This window comes from Actinocrinis sp. (assembly GCF_035605935.1).
Taxonomy (GTDB): domain Bacteria; phylum Actinomycetota; class Actinomycetes; order Streptomycetales; family Catenulisporaceae; genus Actinocrinis.
Genome location: NZ_DATNGK010000069.1, coordinates 17,073 through 35,710 on the forward strand (window position 1 = coordinate 17,073; position 18,638 = coordinate 35,710).

Annotated in this window: 13 protein-coding genes and 1 pseudogene; 7 read left to right on the forward strand and 7 right to left on the reverse strand. The window is 66.4% G+C overall.

Annotated elements, in window-relative coordinates; genetic code table 11:
• Positions 1–160 precede the first annotated feature (160 nt).
• From VN779_RS06290 to VN779_RS06300, 3 genes are all read left to right on the forward strand, one after another.
• Positions 161–2,251: an RICIN domain-containing protein gene (locus VN779_RS06290; RefSeq protein WP_325721091.1), complete on the forward strand. Its 2,091-nt coding sequence runs from the start codon at positions 161–163 to the stop codon at positions 2,249–2,251.
• A 775-nt stretch (positions 2,252–3,026) separates the two neighbouring features.
• Positions 3,027–4,466, forward strand: coding sequence for a non-reducing end alpha-L-arabinofuranosidase family hydrolase (locus VN779_RS06295; RefSeq protein WP_349260672.1), 1,440 nt, complete (start codon positions 3,027–3,029; stop codon positions 4,464–4,466).
• A gap of 369 nt (positions 4,467–4,835) precedes the next feature.
• On the forward strand, positions 4,836–5,816 hold the full coding sequence (locus VN779_RS06300) for a hypothetical protein (protein ID WP_325721095.1): 981 nt from the start codon (positions 4,836–4,838) through the stop codon (positions 5,814–5,816).
• On the opposite strand, the gene VN779_RS06305 is transcribed toward VN779_RS06300, so the two are convergent.
• Positions 5,782–6,477, reverse strand: coding sequence for a class I SAM-dependent methyltransferase (locus VN779_RS06305; RefSeq protein WP_325721096.1), 696 nt, complete (start codon positions 6,475–6,477; stop codon positions 5,782–5,784). The two genes, VN779_RS06300 and VN779_RS06305, sit on opposite strands and share 35 nt — an antisense overlap.
• 89 nt (positions 6,478–6,566) lie before the next feature.
• Entirely contained in the window at positions 6,567–8,144 is a 1,578-nt protein-coding gene (locus VN779_RS06310; RefSeq protein ID WP_325721097.1) for an HD domain-containing phosphohydrolase, read from the reverse strand.
• A gap of 461 nt (positions 8,145–8,605) precedes the next feature.
• Between VN779_RS06310 and VN779_RS06315 the strand changes: the two are divergent.
• Positions 8,606–8,821: pseudogene (locus VN779_RS06315) on the forward strand (recombinase family protein); the annotation flags it as partial.
• A 274-nt stretch (positions 8,822–9,095) separates the two neighbouring features.
• Here VN779_RS06315 and VN779_RS06320 read toward each other — a convergent pair.
• From VN779_RS06320 to VN779_RS06330, 3 genes are all read right to left on the reverse strand, one after another.
• Positions 9,096–9,917, reverse strand: coding sequence for a class I SAM-dependent methyltransferase (locus VN779_RS06320; protein ID WP_325721098.1), 822 nt, complete (start codon positions 9,915–9,917; stop codon positions 9,096–9,098).
• Positions 9,918–10,188: 271 nt separating this feature from the next.
• The gene (locus VN779_RS06325; RefSeq protein ID WP_325721099.1) at positions 10,189–10,623 is read right to left on the reverse strand and encodes a nitroreductase/quinone reductase family protein; all 435 of its coding nucleotides are present in this window, start codon (positions 10,621–10,623) and stop codon (positions 10,189–10,191) included.
• Between the two features lie 45 nt (positions 10,624–10,668).
• Complete coding sequence (locus tag VN779_RS06330; RefSeq protein WP_325721101.1) at positions 10,669–10,983, reverse strand: hypothetical protein; 315 nt, start codon at positions 10,981–10,983, stop codon at positions 10,669–10,671.
• A 61-nt stretch (positions 10,984–11,044) separates the two neighbouring features.
• Between VN779_RS06330 and VN779_RS06335 the strand changes: the two genes are divergently transcribed.
• Together VN779_RS06335 and VN779_RS06340 are read left to right on the forward strand one after the other, a co-directional pair.
• Entirely contained in the window at positions 11,045–11,707 is a 663-nt protein-coding gene (locus VN779_RS06335; protein ID WP_325721103.1) for a TetR/AcrR family transcriptional regulator, read from the forward strand.
• Positions 11,704–12,435 carry an IS3 family transposase gene (locus VN779_RS06340; RefSeq protein ID WP_325721105.1) on the forward strand — a complete coding sequence of 244 codons (732 nt, stop codon included), beginning with the start codon at positions 11,704–11,706 and terminating at the stop codon, positions 12,433–12,435. The genes VN779_RS06335 and VN779_RS06340 overlap by 4 nt, the downstream gene beginning before the upstream one ends.
• A gap of 37 nt (positions 12,436–12,472) precedes the next feature.
• Here VN779_RS06340 and VN779_RS06345 read toward each other — a convergent pair whose 3' ends face one another.
• Positions 12,473–15,625, reverse strand: a complete 3,153-nt coding sequence (locus VN779_RS06345; RefSeq protein ID WP_325721107.1) for an RICIN domain-containing protein — start codon at positions 15,623–15,625, stop codon at positions 12,473–12,475.
• Positions 15,626–16,180: 555 nt separating this feature from the next.
• Between VN779_RS06345 and VN779_RS06350 the strand changes: the two genes are divergently transcribed.
• Entirely contained in the window at positions 16,181–18,307 is a 2,127-nt protein-coding gene (locus tag VN779_RS06350) for a cellulase family glycosylhydrolase (protein WP_325721108.1), read from the forward strand.
• A gap of 202 nt (positions 18,308–18,509) precedes the next feature.
• Here VN779_RS06350 and VN779_RS06355 read toward each other — a convergent pair.
• The coding region (locus VN779_RS06355; RefSeq protein WP_325721109.1) for an RICIN domain-containing protein at positions 18,510–18,638 on the reverse strand (129 nt) is incomplete at its 5' end.

Genomic DNA, 18,638 nt, shown 5'->3' on the forward strand with positions numbered 1-18,638 from the left:
GTAGGAACCTACCGGGAAGCCCGTTGGGGGTTCCTCGCGGGAACCCACCCCGGAACCTCGAGCTGTTCGAGGCGCGCGCCGCCACCCCGCTTCCACTCCCCTCACCCGAAAGCAAGGTGAACTCATGCGTCGACGCTGCCGCATGCCCCGCTGGCGATCCGTGTCCCTGCTCTCGATACTCTCGATGCTCGCCGGGCTGCTCGGCCTCACCGTGTTGGCCGCCGGGCCCGCCGCGGCCGTGACCACCGGCAACGGCTCCCTGGTCTACGCCTCCCCCGCGCAAGGCTCCTTCCCGGACAAGGGTGGGGCCACGTACTCGAAGATCATCGTGCTCAAGCACAGCGGATCGTCGAACGGCACCATCCTGGTCACCTACGACCAGCTCACCTGGGTCAACGGCGTGCAGGTCTACCCGATCTACCGCAGCACCGACAACGGAGCGACCTGGTCGCACCTGACCGACATCGTTCCCTCCAACAACTTCTCCACGCTGACCCGCACCTCGCAGCCCTTCCTCTACGAGGTGCCGCAGGCCACCGGCGGACTCGCCGCCGGAACGCTGCTGCTGGCCGGAAACATCATGCCGAGCGATAAGTCGAGCACTCGTATCGTGATCTACAAGAGCACGGACCACGGCGGCACGTGGAGCCTGCTGAGCACGGTCGACACCGGTGGCCCGGCGACGTACGACCCGAGCCCGACCTCGACGACCAGCTCCATCTGGGAGCCGTCGCTGAACATCGACGCGAACGGAGACCTGGTCTGCTACTTCTCCGACGAGCGGCAGAAGGTCTACGACAGCAGCGGCAAGGACACCTCGACCAGCGTGCTGCAGGCGGTCTCGTACCACGTCTCCACGGACGGCGGCCAGACCTGGGGCGCAGAAGGCAACGTCGCCGCCATCCCCGACGACAGTGACCGGCCGGGAATGATCACCGTGACCAAGCTGGGCAACGGGCAGTACATGGCGACGTATGAGGTCGTCAACCAGCCGAGTCAGAGCCTGAATACGGCCGTCGTCTACTCCAAGCTCTCCAGTGACGGCATCACCTGGACCGCCAGCAGCCTCGGCACGCAGATCAAGCTGGCGAACGGGCGCGGCATGGGCTCTTCGCCGTTCGTCAGGTGGGTTCCGGCCGGCGGCCCCAACGGCACCGTGATCGTCTCGTCGAAGTGGGCCGTGGACAGCAGCGGCAACATCAGCGGCGGCGAGAACTTCTACGTCAACTACAACTACGGCCAGGGTTCCTGGGAGCAAATGCCGTACGCGGTCACGTACGACGCGTCGGACACGCAGGGCGGCTACTTCGCGGGCTTCGCGCAGTCCTTCGACACCAGCGTGGATGGCCTGACGCTGTATCAGGCGACGGACGTGGAGAACACCACAAGCGGCCAGAACGATGTGCGCGTCGGCAGCGTCCCGCTCAACGCGCACCACTATGAGGCCGAGCGCGCCACGATCACCGACGCCACGGTCGTCTCGCACGCTGACGCCGACGGCGGCAGCAAGGTCGGCTACATCAACAACGCGGACAGCTCCGTGTCCTTCACCCACGTCAACGTGCCCACCGCGGGCACCTACACGGTCAATGTCCGCTACGACAACGGGACCGGCGCGGCGAGCAGCCACAGCGTCAGCGTGAACGGCGGCACGGCGTTCAGCCTGAGCTATCCGGCTACCGTCGACTGGGCTCGGTACCAGTGGGCGCAGTTCACCACGACCCTCAATGCCGGGAATAACACCATCACCTTCACGCACAACTCCAGCTACGCCGAGCTCGACGCCATCGACGTGTACCAGAGCGGCGCGGCGTCGTACGGCGAGTTCAAGCTGGTGAACCGAAACAGCGGCAAGTACCTGGAGATCCCGAACGCGAGCACGACGTCCGGAGCCCAGGCCGACCAGTGGGGCGACACGAACAACCCGACCCAGGTCTGGCGAGTCACACCCACCTCGTCGGGCACGTCCTACACGCTCACGAACCTGAACAGCGGCAAGCTCCTGGACATCGCCGGCGCTTCGACGGCGAACGGGGCCGCAGCCGTCCAAGAACCGGCCAGTGGCGCGTCCTCGCAGGACTGGACCTTCGCGGCGAGCGACTCAGGCTACGGATACGTGACCAACCTCAACAGCGGCAAACTCCTCGAGATCTACCAGAACTCGACCGCCAATGGAGCCGTCGCCGACCAATGGGGCGCCACCGGATACAACTGCCAGCAATGGTGGCTGACCAAGCAGAGCATCCAGTAACCAGCCACCAACTCAGATAACTCGTCGCCGGGCCGCTGCCCTTGATCGGTGCCGCAGCGGCCCGGCGATGTCTGAACGGCTGCGCCGCCCCGCCGAGCCCGTTGCGTTCGGCGACGGCCCCGCCTCCCGCGAGGACGCCGCCGACGCGTGGGCTCGAAACCACGATGCGGAGCCGACGAGGAAACGTCGTTGCCGCTTGAATTCGGCCAGCGGGAGGCATCCTCGGTGCGCACGGTAGCGCTCTGTACACGCCCTGACGGCTTCAACGCGGTCCAGTCGACCGATTGGCTCTGTCTGTATCAGACCGTCCGATCGTCGACGTGCAACTTTCGGCACTTCCGGCAGTTCCGCCGTCTCTGCTGAGCGAGGAATGGCAGGTCTCCCCCGAGCGCGCGCAACGCGCCCGACGCCGGCACTGGCAGGTTCTTGACCCGCCACAGTGAGCGGCGCAAACATCCCATCACCTTCCGTGTTGGCGCTCACAAGCTTGGGCGTCAAGACGGCGTTTGCATTGACCGCTCTCGGTTCCGCACGAAGAGGTCCCATGCTCAGATCACGGTCCGTCAAATCCCACCCGCCCGGCCGCCGCTCTCGCAATGGGCGCCTGGCCGGCACCTGGACGACCGACGACACCGACCCGACCCACTCCACTCTCAACTGAACCACTGCGGCTGACCCCACACGCCGCGACAGCGTCGCGCACCGCCGGACAGCACGACGCGAACCATACAGCCCCTCACGCTCCAGGAGCCCACGAGTGAAACCTAACGACCAGATGAAACGACCATGGGTCGCTGCGGCGGCCGCGATCACACTCGCGGCCGCCGGCCTGAGTGTGATGGCCGTGACCTCCGCCCAAGCGGCGTCCGGCTGTCAGGTCTCGTACACGATCAGCAGCCAGTGGCCCGGCGGCTTCGGCGCGAACGTGACCGTCACCAACCTCGGCAGCCCGATCAGCAGCTGGAACCTGTCCTGGTCCTTCACCGCGGGGCAGAGCATCCAGACGCTGTGGAACGGCAGCTACACCCAGTCCGGCGGCAAGGTCACCGTCACCAACCTCTCCTACAACGGCTCGATCGGCTCCGGCGCGAACACGAGCTTCGGGTTCAACGGCGCCTGGAACGGCAGCAACCCGGTCCCCGCCGACTTCACCCTCAACGGCACCGTGTGCACCGGCTCCGTCACCAGCGCCAGCCCCACACCGACACCCAGCACCACCCCGACGCCGAGCCCGACGCCGACGACCTCGGCGTCCTCCTCCCCTTCGTCCTCCCCATCCCCGTCGTCCTCCTCGACTGGAGGCAGCTGCTCTCTTCCGTCGAGCTACCACTGGACCTCGACCGGGCCGTTGGCGACGCCGGCCAACGGCGATGTCTCGCTCAAGGACTTCACCGACGTCGTCTACAACGGCAAACACATCGTCTACGGCTCGAACGTCAACGGTTCGGGCAACTACGGCTCGACCGGCTTCGCCCCCTTCACCAACTGGTCGGACATGGCCTCCGCCCAGCAGACCGTGATGAACAACGCCGCGGTCGCCCCCACGCTGTTCTACTTCGCGCCGAAGAACATCTGGGTGCTGGCCAATGAGTGGGGCGCCTGGCCGTTCAGCTACCGCACCTCCAGCGACCCGACCAACGCCAACGGCTGGTCCGCACCGCAGGCGCTGTTCACCGGCAGCATCGCCAACTCCGGCACCGGCCCGATCGATGAGACCCTGATCGGCGACGGCACGAACATGTACCTGTTCTTCGCCGGCGACAACGGCAACATCTACCGCGCCAGCATGCCGATCGGGAACTTCCCGGCCAGTTTCGGCAGCAACTACACCACCGTGATGAGCGACTCGACCTACAACCTGTTCGAGGCGGTCCAGGTCTACAAGGTCGCCGGCCAGAACCAGTACCTCATGATCGTCGAGGCGATCGGCGGCAGCGGCTACCGCTACTTCCGCTCCTACACCGCCACCAGCCTCAGCGGCTCATGGACCCCGCAGGCCACCAGCGAGAGCAACCCCTTCGCCGGAAAAGCCAACAGCGGCGCCACCTGGACCAACGACATCAGCCACGGCGACCTGGTACGCAACAACCCCGACCAGACCATGACCATCGACCCCTGCAACCTACAGCTGCTCTACCAAGGCAAGGACCCCTCCGCCAACCAGTCCTACAACCTACTGCCCTGGCGACCAGGCCTCCTGACACTGCAGCACTGAGAGTAAGAAGCGGCGTCCGGGAACACACATCCCCGACGCCGCCGACTCCCTCTGTGGCCGGCGGTGGGATGGATGACATTCGGCACGCGCACACATTTGCGATTGTGCTCCGTCTCGAGTGATCACCAAGCCCTGTCCCGCAGACAGCAACCCGCCAGATGGTTTGAATCGAGCGGATGGAGACTGGGAAATGCACCGCGGGTGACGACGAACTAGCGTGGGCCTTCGCGCCGCGGAGGCCCACGCTCTGCTTTACTGCCTCAGCGTCGCTTGTGTGTCAGCCTTGGAAGTAGCCGACGAGCAGCAAAGGCATGGGCGCACGGCTCGACTGGTACAGAACCCGCAGGCATCGCAGGTAGCGTGAAAACGGTGACCGCGGCCGCGCTCTTCCCGACCGCGGCCAGCGCGTCCGCAACGCACCACACCGCGCGCGACGGTGTCGTCTTTGCACAGAACGACAGCCTGACCGGAAACCAGGTCATCGCTTTCGACCGGGCAGCGGACGGCAGCCTGACCCAGGCCGGCAGCTACGCCACCGGCGGTCTCGGCGGCCAGCTGACTGGCTCGGTTGTGGACCACACCGCCTCCGAAGGCGCCGTGGCCTACGACGCGGCAGCGCACCTGCTGTACACCGTCAACGCCGGCAGCACCATCACCGTCTTCGCCGTGCACGGCGACCAGCTCACCCGCCTGCAGGTGATCAGTTCGGGCGGCCAGTTCCCGGTCAGCATTACCACGCACGGTTCGCTGGTCTACGTGCTCAACGCCCGCGACGGCGGCTCGATCAGCGGTTACCTGCGCGTAGGGCGCAGGCTGGTGGCGATACCGGCCTGGCACCGCGAGCTGGGCTTCAATCCGAATCCGAGCCCTGAGTTCACCAGCACCCCGGCGCAGATCTCCTTCTCCCCCAACGGCTCCCAGCTGATCGTCTCGACCAAGGGCGACGGCAACAGCTTCGCGGTCTACGGTGTCGGCGTCCTCGGTCCCGCGGCCCAGCCGACCATCACGACGCTGCCGGGCACCGTGCCCTTCGGCTTCGGCTTCGGCCGCTACGGACACCTGGTCACCAGCGAAGCCGCCACCGACGCGGTCGCCACCCTCGCCCTCGGCCGCCACGGCACGCTCACCGCGCTGGATACCGCGCTGACCGGCCAGGCCGCGACCTGCTGGGCCGTCGTAGTAGGCGACAAGGTGTTGCGCTCGACGAGCACCCGGCCGAGCTTCGCCTCGTCCAGTAACGCAACACCGCTCACGGAATGGTCGGCGGCCGTGATCATCACGCGACGCGCGCCAGAGCCAATTTCAACGAGCCCGATCAAGTCGATAGCGCGTTCGGCCCGGGCAGGTTGATCGTGCCCGCAGAGCGCCCCGCCGTGTCTGTATCCACCCGTTTCGGTGCGGTGGCGCTGCCGATGATCAGGGGGCGTACGAAGGAGGGCGCTGCCGGGAACTCGCCGTGCTCGATCTGGTCGGGGACGAACCCTGCCTCCCTGATCGACTCCAGGGTCGGCCGGTTGCAGTCACAGCCGACCATGAACTGGTTGAGCCAGTTGACCCGGTTCTGCCGCCGGGCGAGTCTCACATCGTCAGAGCGGACGTGTTCGAGGAACAGCAGGCGGCCGCCGGGGCGCAGCACGCGGATCAGCTCGCGTAGGGCGCGCTGCTGGTCATCGACGCCACACAGCACCAGGGTGGAGACGGCGGTATCGAAGCTGTCGTCCTCGAAGGGAAGGTCCTCGGCCGGCGCGCGAAGCACGGTAGCCAGCGGCGCTCGTTCGGCGGCGTGCCGCTGCAACCGGCGCACCATGGGCGGTTCGGGTTCGGTGACGGTGAGCGCGGTGACCTCGGCCGGGTAGTGGGCCAAGTTGTGGCCGGTACCGCCGCCGATCTCGATCACACGCCCGTCGGCCTGCGCGATCAGGCGCTGGCGCAACTCGCGCAGGCCCTGCTTCTCACCCTTGGCCATCATGCGGTCGTAGGTCGCGGCGAAGATCCTGCTTCGGATGCTCATGAGGTGCCTCCATTCATCCAACACCTACCGGTCGATGGATTCGACGCTAGTGACAGACGAGGTGGCGGCGCATGGGGCAGTTGCCTCATCTATTCGAGCAGGCCGTTGCGGACCGCGAACAGGCATGCGGCGGCGCGCGAGCTCGCGCCGGTCTTGGTGTAGATGTGCTCGATGTGGTTGCGGGCCGTCTTCGGTGAGATGACCAGCTCACCCGCGATCTGTCTGCTGGAGCGCCCGCGGGCGAGCAGCCGCAGCACGTCGATCTCGCGACCGGTCAAACCGGCCGGTCCCTGGCTGCGTCCGGGCGTGTCTCTGGCTCTGGTTCTGCGCTCACCGGCCGCATCCAGCACGGCCGCGACCGCCGCCGCGTCCAGCCGTCCAGCCCGCACCTCGTCGCACAGCAGGTCGCCCGCCTGCTTCGGGGCGAGTGCGGCCCGGTGCGCGCGCGGCTCGATCATCGACTGGTACGCATCGGCCGCCCCCAGGATCCGGGCCGGTCTGTTGATTGCGCCGCCGGCGAGGCCTCGTGGGTAGCCCGTGCCGTCCAGGCGCTCGCGCACCTGTACCGCGACCGCGCCCAGCGGCGCGAGCGAAGGGGACTGGTCCAGCATCCGCTCGGTCAGGTACGGGTGCAGTCGCACCCGCTCCCACTCTCCGGCGCCCAGCGGGCCCGGCTTGTCCCAGATCGCGTTCGACACCCCCAGCCGGCCCAGGCCGCACACCAGCGCGGCCCGGTGCAACAGCGTGCTCTCGCCGGGATCCATGTCCAGCGCTGCTCCCGCCGCGTCGACGAGCCTGCCCACGGCCCGGGCATGGCCGAGCGTGTACGGCGATTTGAGATCGACGAAGTCGGCGACGGCCAGCAGTGCGGCATCGAACTGCTCGGGGGTCAGCCGCACCCCGAGCGCCGGCTCCGCGCTGATCACCGCCTCCCAGGTGCGGGCGGCCTCCAGGCCGTCGAACACAACCTGCGGGCTGCGGCACAGCACGGTGGCCACGTGCGGGTCGAACTGCCTGCCGGAGCGGCGCCGCGCGACTTCGACGGCTGATCGGGTGCCGCCGATCCGGTGGGCGACCTCGGCGAATTCCGCCAGCTGCGCCAGGCGGGCGGCCACCGGCACCTGCTCGCCCCGCAGCCTGCCCGGCCAGCCGTGCCCATCCCACTGTTCGTAGGCGGCGCCCACCGCCTCGCTCACATCCTGCGGAAGGCTCAACCGCCCGGCCAGGTCGCGAGCCAGCACCGCGTGGTTGCTGATCATTCCGTCGATTTCACGCCAGCCGCCGAGCGTGAACTCCAGCCCCACCCGGAACCGGTGAAGCATCGGGCTGCCCGCTCCGACCATCCGCAGCGCTGCGGCCGCGCCCAGAACAGAGCGCGGCTCATACCGGTACTTTCCGGATTTCAACGCGATGTCGTCGCCGAACCACTTCGCCTGCTCGTGCGCATCCGAGTGGCACCCGACGTTGACGAGCAGGGCCGTGTAGTAGACCACCGCTCGATCCCGCTCGTCGAGGCCGAGCAGGTCCGCCAGCCGCAGCGCGATCAGGCATTGGCGCAGCACGTGCTCCATGGGCTGCCCGAACCCCAGGTCGATACCGAGCGAGAGCGCCGCGACCAGTTCGGCCAGACGCACATCCTCCCCCGCCCCGGACTCGACGAGATCCACGCCCTCCACGCTACCCGCGCCCTTTGTCCGCCGACAGCTGGGAGAGCCAGCACGGCCCCGCGGACCGCGCCCCGGCACATCCCAGACGCACCGAACTGAGGGGCTCGTTGAAACTCGTTGAAATCGGCTCTGGCGCGCGTCACGTGATGATCAGTGTGGTCCTGCGCCTGGGTTGGCGGTCGCGTGCGGTCACCGGTCAGGGTGGATTCCGCTTTCTGGACTGGACGTCCAGGAAACGCTGTGCCAGATGCTGGATAGAGCCGATACGTCGGCGGCCGACCAGCGTACGGCAACCGCCTCGCTCCTGCAGGACCACACCCCAAGCCCCAGCACGCGGCGTGGGGCCGGAAACTGCTGTGCCTCGAACCGAACCCCGACGCAGCGCCCGTCGTCTCGTGGATCTTCCAGCAGCGCCTTGACGGTCACACCCTCGCTAGGATCACCCAGCCCTCAACGACACCGGGATTCCCTGCACCTCGGCCGCAGACCCTGCCCGTAATCGGCATCGGCCTGCCATCGCCTGGCAGATCCCCACCGTGCAGGCGATCCTGGCCAATCCCGTCTACACCGGCCACGCCGGGTGGAAGCGCGCCGTCACCGAACACGAACTGCTCGACGAGGACAACCTCGCCCTGGGCTTCTCCCAGTACGTTCACCGCACCACCCCGGACCAGTAGGTCATCTCCATCCACCTCGCCACGAGGCCCTCGTCAGCGAAGAACACTTCATCGCCGTCCAGGAGATCGACAGCCCGCGCCGACTGGGCCGCCGAGCGCAACGACGGCAACCGCGCCGCAGCGCAGGCTATCTCGACGGGCAGGCTCCGTTTCCCCAGCGTGCCGCGCGTAGAACTGGTCTGCAATCAGCGTCCTGTCCGTGCCGTAGCTGTGGCAAGCATGCAGGCAACTGCTTGTACAGGTGAACTTGCGCCCGGACTGCTGCGCTACGACCTCAGCGCACGGCCGTCACTACGTGTGCTTGGATCTTGCCGTCCACCACGCCTGACCCGAACCGCCGGGCGATCGCCCTCGCTGCGATGTCGGTCGCTTCGCCGAGCCGCGACTCGGCGCGGGCCTCGATTTCATTGCGCAACGGCGTCCCGTGGCAGTACGCCACCGCCGACACTCGAGCGGACGCGGCGCGACTGCGCGAAGCAACAGTGCTGACTTCGAGCGGGCCGCGGAACCCGCCAGCGCGCACATCCCGCGTAACCTCGGCAAGATCGTGATATCCGTGCGGTGTGCGAGCCAGGAACCGAGGCGGGTCCTCAGGAAAGTGGGCGCCGAGGGCCGTGGTTACCACGTCCGCGAACTCGTTCTCCTCAATGCGATCCCAGACGCTGAAAACGAGGACACCACCGGGGCGCAGAACGCGATACGCCTCGCGGAACGCCGCAGCCTTGTCGGCAAGGAACATGAACCCGAATTGGCACACCACCGCGTCGAATTGTCGGTCGCGGAACGGCAACTGCTGGATGTCCGCCTGCCGCCACCGCACAGGGCGCGCGGTCCCGATCGCATCCGCCAGGTCCAGCATCGCCTGATTCAAGTCGGTGGCGACGATGGAGACGCTCTCAGGCAGCACGCAGGCCAGTTGCCTGGTCGCGACGCCCGTACCCGCGGCGAGCTCGAGAACCCGGGTGAGCGGCCGCGAGGCGGCGAGTCGATGTGCCAGATCGACGGCGTACGGCTCGAAGATCAGCGGGACGAGGTACTCCTCGTAGATCGCCGCGATCGAGCCGGTGAACGCCTTGTCGTTATCGGGACCGTTCAAACTGGCCTCCTCCCCCAGCGCCCGCGTGGCTAGCGCCGAGCGCTCGACGGATGTCACCTGCTCTTGGGACCAGGCAAACCGGGCGTCGCTTGTCGCACGAGCGGGAACGCGTGGTCGAGGCTGCGGCACTCACAGCAGCCCTACGCCGAAGAAGGCTCGCGACGCTTCGGAAGCACGTGTTGCGGCGTCGCCTGCGGGTAGCAACCCTGCGGCGTGTCCCCGTCTCCGCCAATGGGCACACTCGCCACCGCATCCGGTGCGCGCTTCGATTTCAGGCGTTCGGGATGAGCACGGCAACGGGGATCGTGCGTCCCGCTTTCTGCTGGTACTTGGCGAAGAACGGGAATCTGGTAAGTACCACCTCGCTCCACAGCCTGTCTCGTTCCGCGCCGTGGGCGATCCGGCCGTCAACCTCCTGGATCTGGTGCCGGATCTGGATCCTGGCCTGACCTGCGGCGGCAAGATTGCGAATCCACTGCGGTTCCTGCTTGCTGCCGCCTCCTGAGCCGACGACCAGATACTCGCCGTTGTACTCGAAATAGCTGACGGCGACCGTGCGCGGCTGACCGGTCTTGCGTCCGGCTACCGTCAGCAGGAGGACATCGGTGCCGCGCGCTTTGCCGCCGATCCGGCCGTTGGACCGCCGGTAAAGCCAGACGGCGGTCGCGTTGGCAGCATGCAAAGCCTTTTTCATCACCGAGTTCATCGAACCTCCTCTCCTCAAACGAACTTAACGGCATCAATCCAGCGGTCAGCGGTCAGCCGCGGTCGGCTGCCGGTCGGCGACCCAGACATCGACCACGTCGAGGCGGGTCATCGGCGGCTCGGGCGGGCGGAAACCCAGAGCATTGACCAGCACCTTGTCGACCACCGGGTGCAGGCGCTGCTCGACGAACCGGTCCCAATCCGCTTCGGCACGCCACACGTCCACGTAGCGCAAGCCGGACTCCGTCCGATAGGCCACGTGGCTGATCAGGCCCTCGGGCAGGTGCGGTCCGACGCCCTCTTTGATCTCGGCGTAGACATCCGGGCCGATCGGCACCTCGTAAGTGAACGCGAAGGTCATCGTGCATCTCCAATCAATTTGTCCGAAGTCGTTTCGGACGAATACTGGTAGCGTGCTCCCCGTGACCACCGATGGCAAGCCCCGAGTACACACGAACCGCGGCTACGACGTGAGCAAACGCCGCGAGCAGGCCGGCCTGCGCCGCGAACGCATCCTGCAGGCCGCCCAAGAGCTGTTCGTCCAACTGGGCTACCCCGCCACCACCATGGCCGCCATCGCCGCCCGCGCCGAGGTCGCGGTGGACACCGTCTACGCATCGGTCGGCTCCAAGCCCGCGTTGTTCAAGCAGCTGGTCGAAACCGCGATCTCCGGCACTGGCCAAGCGGTCCCGGCCGAGCAGCGCGACTACGTGCGAGCCATCCGCGGGGAACCCGAGGCCGCAGCGAAACTCCGCATCTACGCCGCAGCCCTGATCGCGATCCACGCACGCCTGGCCCCGCTGCTGGCGGTCGTCCAAGCCGCGGCGTTCCACGCCCCCGAAATCTCCAGCCTGTGGAACGAGATCGCTGACCGACGTGCCGCGAACATGCGCCTTCTGGCCGCCGACCTCGTCGACACCGGCCAACTGCGCCCTGACCTGACCGTCGACGAGATCGCTGACATCATCTGGGCGACCAACTCCGCCGAGTTCTACCTGCTACTTGTCCGCGGCAGGGCCTGGGACCCTAACCGCTTCGCATGCTTCCTCGCCGACACCTGGTGCCGACTACTGCTCACGCCATGAGCCGGGACGCCACGTCGACACACGGGCACGATTCAATTCAACAGCGGCTCAGTCTTCATAACCAAGGTGCAGCAAAAAGCACGCAGACTCTAAGCTCTGGGTCGATCCATCACGCGCCCGCGCGTGAGCGCTTCGCGTTCATCAACCGGCTACGCGATCGGTTCAGCGTGAAGCGCCTGTGCCGCGTCACTGTAACGGACCGCGGCAGCTTCTACGGTTGGGTCCGCGCCCAGTCTCGCCGAGACCAGAGGGCATACCACGAGCACGCGCTCACCAAGCGGATCGTGGAGATCCACACAACGCATCCAGCCTACGGGGCGGAGCACATCACCCGAGAACTGGGGCGCCAGGGCATCAAGGTCGGCCGGCGCATAGTGACGCGGCTGATACGGGCGAACGGCATCGCCGGGATCACGCGGCGTAAGCGCCGAATCCTCACGAAGCCAGATAAGCGCGCGGCCGTCCTCTCGGACCTGATCCGGCGGGAGTTCACCGCGCCGATGCCCGGTTCGAAGTTGACCGGGGACATCAGCTGCTTCCCAACCGGCGAGGGCTGGCTTTACGTCGCGACCGTCCTGGACCTGTGCAGCAAAGAGCTGATTGGATACGCGAGCGCGCCGCACATGCGAGCACAACTGGCCATCGACGCGACCACGACAGCGCACGACAGGGTGCTCGTCACCGGTAACGCGATCATGCACACCGACCGCAGAGCGCAATATCGGTGAGCGCTGGCCGCGTCCATGTCCCGGCCGGCACCAAGGATCACTGGGGTTTGAGGTCCTGGTTGGTGCCGGGAGCGTTCTTGCAGGGCCATTGGTCAAGTTGCTGGCCCTGGTTGCTGCCTGCGCCGTAAACGTCCAGGCACAGGCCGCTGTTCTGGTTCTTGAACTGCCAGGATCCGTCGGACTGCTGCTGGGGCAGCCACTGGCTTGCCGGGTTGCCGTTGACGGGCTCTTGCACGATGTCGGGCTGGCCTTGAGACGTTGAGCTGTTGAGCACGGTGACGTCTTGGCCGGAATTGCGGATCTGCAGTTCGCCGTAGCCGCCGGAGGTCGGTACGAACTGGAACTGCTGGTTGCTTCCGCTGTTGCAGGCCCACTGGTCGATGACCGCCCCGGAGCTGGAGCCCGCGCCGTAGTTGTCAAGGCACAGGTTGTTGCTGGCGATGACGAGGGCGTGGTAGCCGGACGGGTAGCTGCCCGTGCCACCGGTGCTTCCAGAGTCGCTGCCGGTCACAACGGCGGTGCCGGTGACGTTGACGGCGTCGACCTGTAGGTAGCTGCCGCCGGTCTTGACGACCTTGAGGGTGTGGGTGCCGCTGGTCAGTCCACTGACGCTGTAGAGCGTCTGCTGGGCCTGGGTGGTGGAGCCGTTGGCGTTGACTGCGCTCTTGTCGGTGCCGTCCAGGTAGACCTCGGCTGTGCCCTCGCCGCTGCTCTTCTCGCCGATCCAGGAGACGCCGGTGCCGTTGAACTGCACGGAGAAACTGTCGCCGTTGTTCGTGGTCTGATGTACGCCGTTGTCGTAGTCGCCGGCGCCGCGGTCCCCGCTCCAGGACCAGCCAGACCCGGTGTAGTTGACGCATAGGCAGGTGTCATCCAGCGTCCCGGTGAGCGGCGCGACCTGTGAAGGTGGCCCGGCGCTGGTGATCACGGCCTGGGCGCCGGCCGGCCATTGGCCGTTGGGCACGATGGTGGCCTGGGTGAAGCTGGTGTTGTTCGGGACGACGGCGCGGTAGGTGGGGTTGTCCGAGTAGTTGGTCGGGCCGACGGTGATGTTGTTGACGGTGGGCTGGTCGTAGTACATCCAGTCTTGGCCCGACCAGCGGATGACGTTGTCGTGGTCCTGCCAGTAGGAGCTGCCTTCGTCGTGCGCGATCGTGCCCCAGTTGCTGTAGATCAGCTGGTCCTGGCACACGTTGCCGATGAGGCTCGACCAGACCGAGCCGTTGCCGTCGCCCTGGCCGCCGAGGGTGTAGATGCATTCGGCCATCACGGTGTTGCCGGCCCCGTCGCCAAGTCCGTTGTCGTAGACGTAGTTGTACGAGACCTGATTACCGCCGGCGTAGTCGTACCCGTGAGCGCAGCCCGAGCAGTACGGGGAGGCGTAGCCCCAGCCCCAGCCGACGGAGATGCCCTGCGCGGCGGAGTAGCCGACGTCGTTGTGGGAGACCGTGACATTGCGGGTATAACCGAGCAGGATGCCGCTGGTGCTCTGGAATACCACGCCGCTGTGTTCGATGAAGTTGCCGGTTACCGTGTCGCCGCTGGTCATCAGCGAGGTGGCGGTGAGGTAGTAGTCATCGACCTCGCCGACCTGCACCGCGTTGACGGCGGTGTCCAGGATCCGGCTGTTGCTGACCGTGGAGTTCTGCGTCCCGTCGCCCAAATCGATGCCGGTGTCCCCGGTGTGCGCGATGGTGTCGCCGGTGAAGGTGATGTTGCCGCCCCGCTCGACATTGATCGCCCCCGGGGTCTTGACCTGGTACCACGGGTTGCTCTCGCTCCACATGATCCCGGTCTGGTTCTCCGGGTAACCCGCGGACACCTCCGTGAGCCAGGTGTTGTACTGGAAGGTGATCCCGGAGAAGGTGATGTCGTGCGCCGGCTGGATCGCGGCCGGGATGACGACGAAGCCGTCGAGCAGCATCCACGTGCCGCTCTGCTTGACCAGCTTGATGGTGTGGCTACCCGGGGTCAGGCCGGTGACCGTGACCACGGCGTCCTCGGCGGTGCGCTGACCCGAGGTGGCCGCGCTGACCGTCTGGTTGAGCGCGCCGTCGACGTAGACCCCGATGCTGCCTTCGTCGCTGTTGAGCTCGGTCAGGGCCGTGATGCCGCTGCCGGTGAAGGTGTAGCTGACCGAGTCGCCGTTGTTCTGGGTGGAGTGCACGTCGTTCTGGAAGTCGCCGAGCCCGCGACCCGGGGAGTAGCCCCAGCCCGAACCGGAATAGGAGACCCCTGACGCGTTGTCGTTGACCGGCGCCAGGTGCCCGGGGCTGCCCTGCACGTCCACCAGATCCTGCACCACCGGCAGCTCGACATCGGCGCTCGCCATGCTCTGCCCGGGCAGCGGGATGTAGTACAGGGAGCCGCCCGCGCTATCCAGGAACCACTGCCCCGGCCGGCTCAGCAGCGCGTAGGCGTTCTCGATCCAGGTGATGTGATTGAGCGTGGGAAAGCCCTGGCCGTTGAACGGGAAGCCGACATTGCTCAGGGTTGCGTTGTAGCAGGCCTGATTCACGTTCAGGCTCGACCCGCCGCCGCTCGCCGTGATGCTGGCGAGCGGGCAGTGCAGCTGCCGCCACGGGTCGTTGTCCACGATCTCGGCCTCGGTCGGGTCGATCCACGAGCGGTACGAGCTGTCGCCGGTGGTGAACGAGGCTCCTGACTGCGAGAACCCGCCCGGGTTGATCGCGCTCTTCGTCTCCGACGCCCGCACGCCGTCCACCCACAGATCCCGAGCCTGCGTGCCGGCCGCCACCGGGGCCCGCCAAATGTTGAGCCCTGAGTTGTACTGCGACCAACCGGTCACCTGCTGCGAGCCTTCGATCACCGGGCTCTGACCCGGATACGCCTCCCAGTACACCGTGTGCCCGTTCGTGCCAGAGTCCTGCGGACCCAGCGCGAACGTGCCCGAAAGCCGGTAGGTGCCACCGGTCAGATAGACCACGATGTCGCCGCTCATCGAGCCGTTCATGCTCTCCACGACACCGCGCGCCCCGGCCAGCGAGCACGGCGCGGACTGCGAGCAGGAGGAGCCCGAGCCGGTCGGCGAGGCGTAGAGGGTGCTTTGCACCGCCGCGTGCGCCACACCGGGCATCGCGGCCGCTCCGCCCGCGTACGCGGCCAGCGAGAGCAACCCGAGCGTGGAGAGCCAGGCGACAGGCCGGGTCCGGACCCTGCGCCCGCTCATGCGTGCGTCCCCATGCCCGCGCGAAACGCCATAACGTCACGTCTCCTCGATGTGGCCGGCTCACAGCTGTGTGAGCGCTAACAGAAAATCTCGGCAACTTTCTGCCGGATCAGTGTTATCAGATTCGTTCCGGGTCCAGACATTGCTCGCTGATGGAAGACCTGTCAAGCAGTCATAGGATGTCTTTTGGTGTGCCGCGGAGTCCGCCGAGCTACGCGACAGCAACGCCCATGTCGCTGGCAATTGTGGTCGAAATAGTCCATATCATCCGCACGTCGCGACCGCTGTCGGCAGCAGCACCACGAGCCTGGCTGCGAAACATCGTATGACCACTGCGAGAAAGTTTCGCGCATCCAGCACGCATCGCCTCTGCCCGCGAGTGTGCCGAAGCAACATCGCGACGCGGACGCTTGACAGTCACGCATCGCTGCTCAATCGTCCCTGCGCGTCACCGGTGCGCAGCGACACATAGGCACCGGTCGTTGAAGCGCACAGGTGTGAACGCTGACCGCGCGCCCACCCGGACAGATCGGCGAACTTGAGGAGAAGACCCGAATGAGGCAACGAAGAGCTCTGCTGGCCTCGGGCGCCGTCGGCGCGTTGCTGCTGACCTGTGCCGCCGCAGTCACTCTGCCGAATATTGCCGCAGCCGCAGCCGCAGGCTGCAGCGTGAACTACGCCGTCGCGAGCCAATGGAATGTCGGGTTCAGCACCAACGTCACCATCACCAACCTCGGCAGCCCGATCACCTCTTGGACGCTGGCCTGGAATTTCGGGGGAGATCAGCAGATCACCCAGCTCTGGAACGGCGGCTACTCGCAGTCCGGGACCGGCGTCACCGTCAAGAACCTGTCATACAACGGGTCGATCGGCACCAACGGAACGACCAGCTTCGGGTTCAACGGCTCCTACTCCGGCACCAACGCCGTACCCGCGACCTTCACCCTTAACGGCACGGCGTGCAACGGCACCGTCGGCTCGCCCGCCCCGAGCACAACGCCGAGTTCGTCACCGTCCACGTCGCCTTCGTCCTCGCCGTCCGGCTTCCCGTCCTCCTCGCCGAGCAGCAGCCCGAGCGGCGGCGGTCCGTCCACCGCGATGGCCGCCGTAGCCGCGATGCAACCCGGCTGGGGCCTTGGCAACTCCCTCGACGCCACTCCCACCGAGACCTCCTGGGGCAACCCCGCGGTCACCAAAGCCACCTTCGACAGCGTCCGAGCCCTCGGCTACAACAGTGTTCGCATACCGGTGACCTGGTACCCGCACCTGGGAGCGGGACCGGACTACACCGTGGACCCGACCTTCATGGCCCGGGTCAAGCAGGTGGTCGACTGGGCGCTGTCCGACAACATGTACGTGATCCTCAACGTCCACCACGACTCGTGGGACTGGATCGCCAACATGACCACCGACCCGACCGGCGTGCTGGCCGAGTACAACGCGCTATGGCAGCAGATCGCCACGCAGTTCCAAGGCGAGTCCAACAAGCTGGTCCTCGAAAGCGTCAACGAACCGAGCTTCAACGGCAGCCCCAGCGACAGCCAGAGCGCGCAGATGCTCAACCAGCTCAACACCGCCTTCTTCAACGACGTACGCGAGTCGGGCGGCGGCAACGCGACACGTCTGCTCCTGCTTCCCACTCTGGGAGACACTCCGACCCAGCCGCTGATGGACAACCTGTACACCACGATCCAGTCGCTGCACGACCCGAACCTGATCGCCAGCTTCCACTACTACGGCTACTGGCCGTTCGCCGTGAACATCGCGAACGAAACCACGTTCGACACGGCTTCGCAGCAGGACATGATCAACGACTTCACCCTCGCGCACAACGAGTTCGTCGCCAAAGGCGTCCCGGTCTACGCCGGCGAGGTCGGATTGCTCAACTACGACTACACCCGCCCCGGCATCATCGAGCGCGGCGAGACGCTCAAGTACTTCGAAGCGCTCGGCTACCAGGCCCGCGCCAACGGGATCACCACCAACCTGTGGGACGCCGGCTCGTTCGTCAATCGCAACACGCTGCAACTGCGCGACCCGGGCCTGTTCACACAGATCCAGTCGAGCTGGACTGCGCGCTCTGGCACCGCGTCGTCGGACATGATCCTCGTGCCGAAGTCCTCGGCGATCACCGACCAGACGCTGACCCTGAACCTGAACGGAACCACTTTCCAAGGCCTCTACCAAGGCACCACCGCCCTGACCAGCGGAAGCGACTACGCCGTCGCTGGCAGCCAACTCACAGTCAAGGCCGCCGCACTCACCCGCCTGCTCGGCAGCCGCGCCTACGGAACCGACGCCACGCTCCAGGCCCGGTTCTCCCAGGGCGTGCCCTGGCAGATCAACCTCATCTCCTACGACACAGCCACGCTGTCGAACACGAACGGCACCACCAGTTCCTTCGCGATCCCGACGCAGTTCCACGGCGACGTGGTGGCCACGATGGAGGCCAAGTACGCCGACGGCAGCGCAGCCGGCACGGCCAACTGGACGACGTATCAGGAGTACTGGAGCGACTTCATCCCGGACTACACCAACAACGCCATCGACCTGACCTCAGACTTCTTCAACGCACTCACCGACGGGTCACGGGTGACGCTCACCTTCCACTTCTGGAGCGGTCGCACCGTGACCTACTACGTGACCAAGTCAGGAAGCTCAGTGACCGGCACTGTCAACTGAACGAGAAACAAAGACAGCGAAACGCGCACTTCAAATGTCGCCTCGCCGGCCACGGCCGCGCCGCGATCGGCGTCCTCCACCGCCTCCACGGCGTCCGTTCCCGCCGCAGCGCCGGTCCTTGACTTCCGTTTCGGCACCTTTCGTGCAGTTCCCGAACTGTATTCGCTCCCCGGCGCTGTCGTTATTCGGAAAGGGGTGGTGCTTAGTTAAGTGTCCACTGCTCGTTGCTGCCGCCCCAGCAGGTCCACAGCTGGATCAGCGCACCGTTAGCCGTGCTCTTGTTGGTTACATCGAGGCAGAGGCCTGATTGGACACCGGTGATGGATCCGTC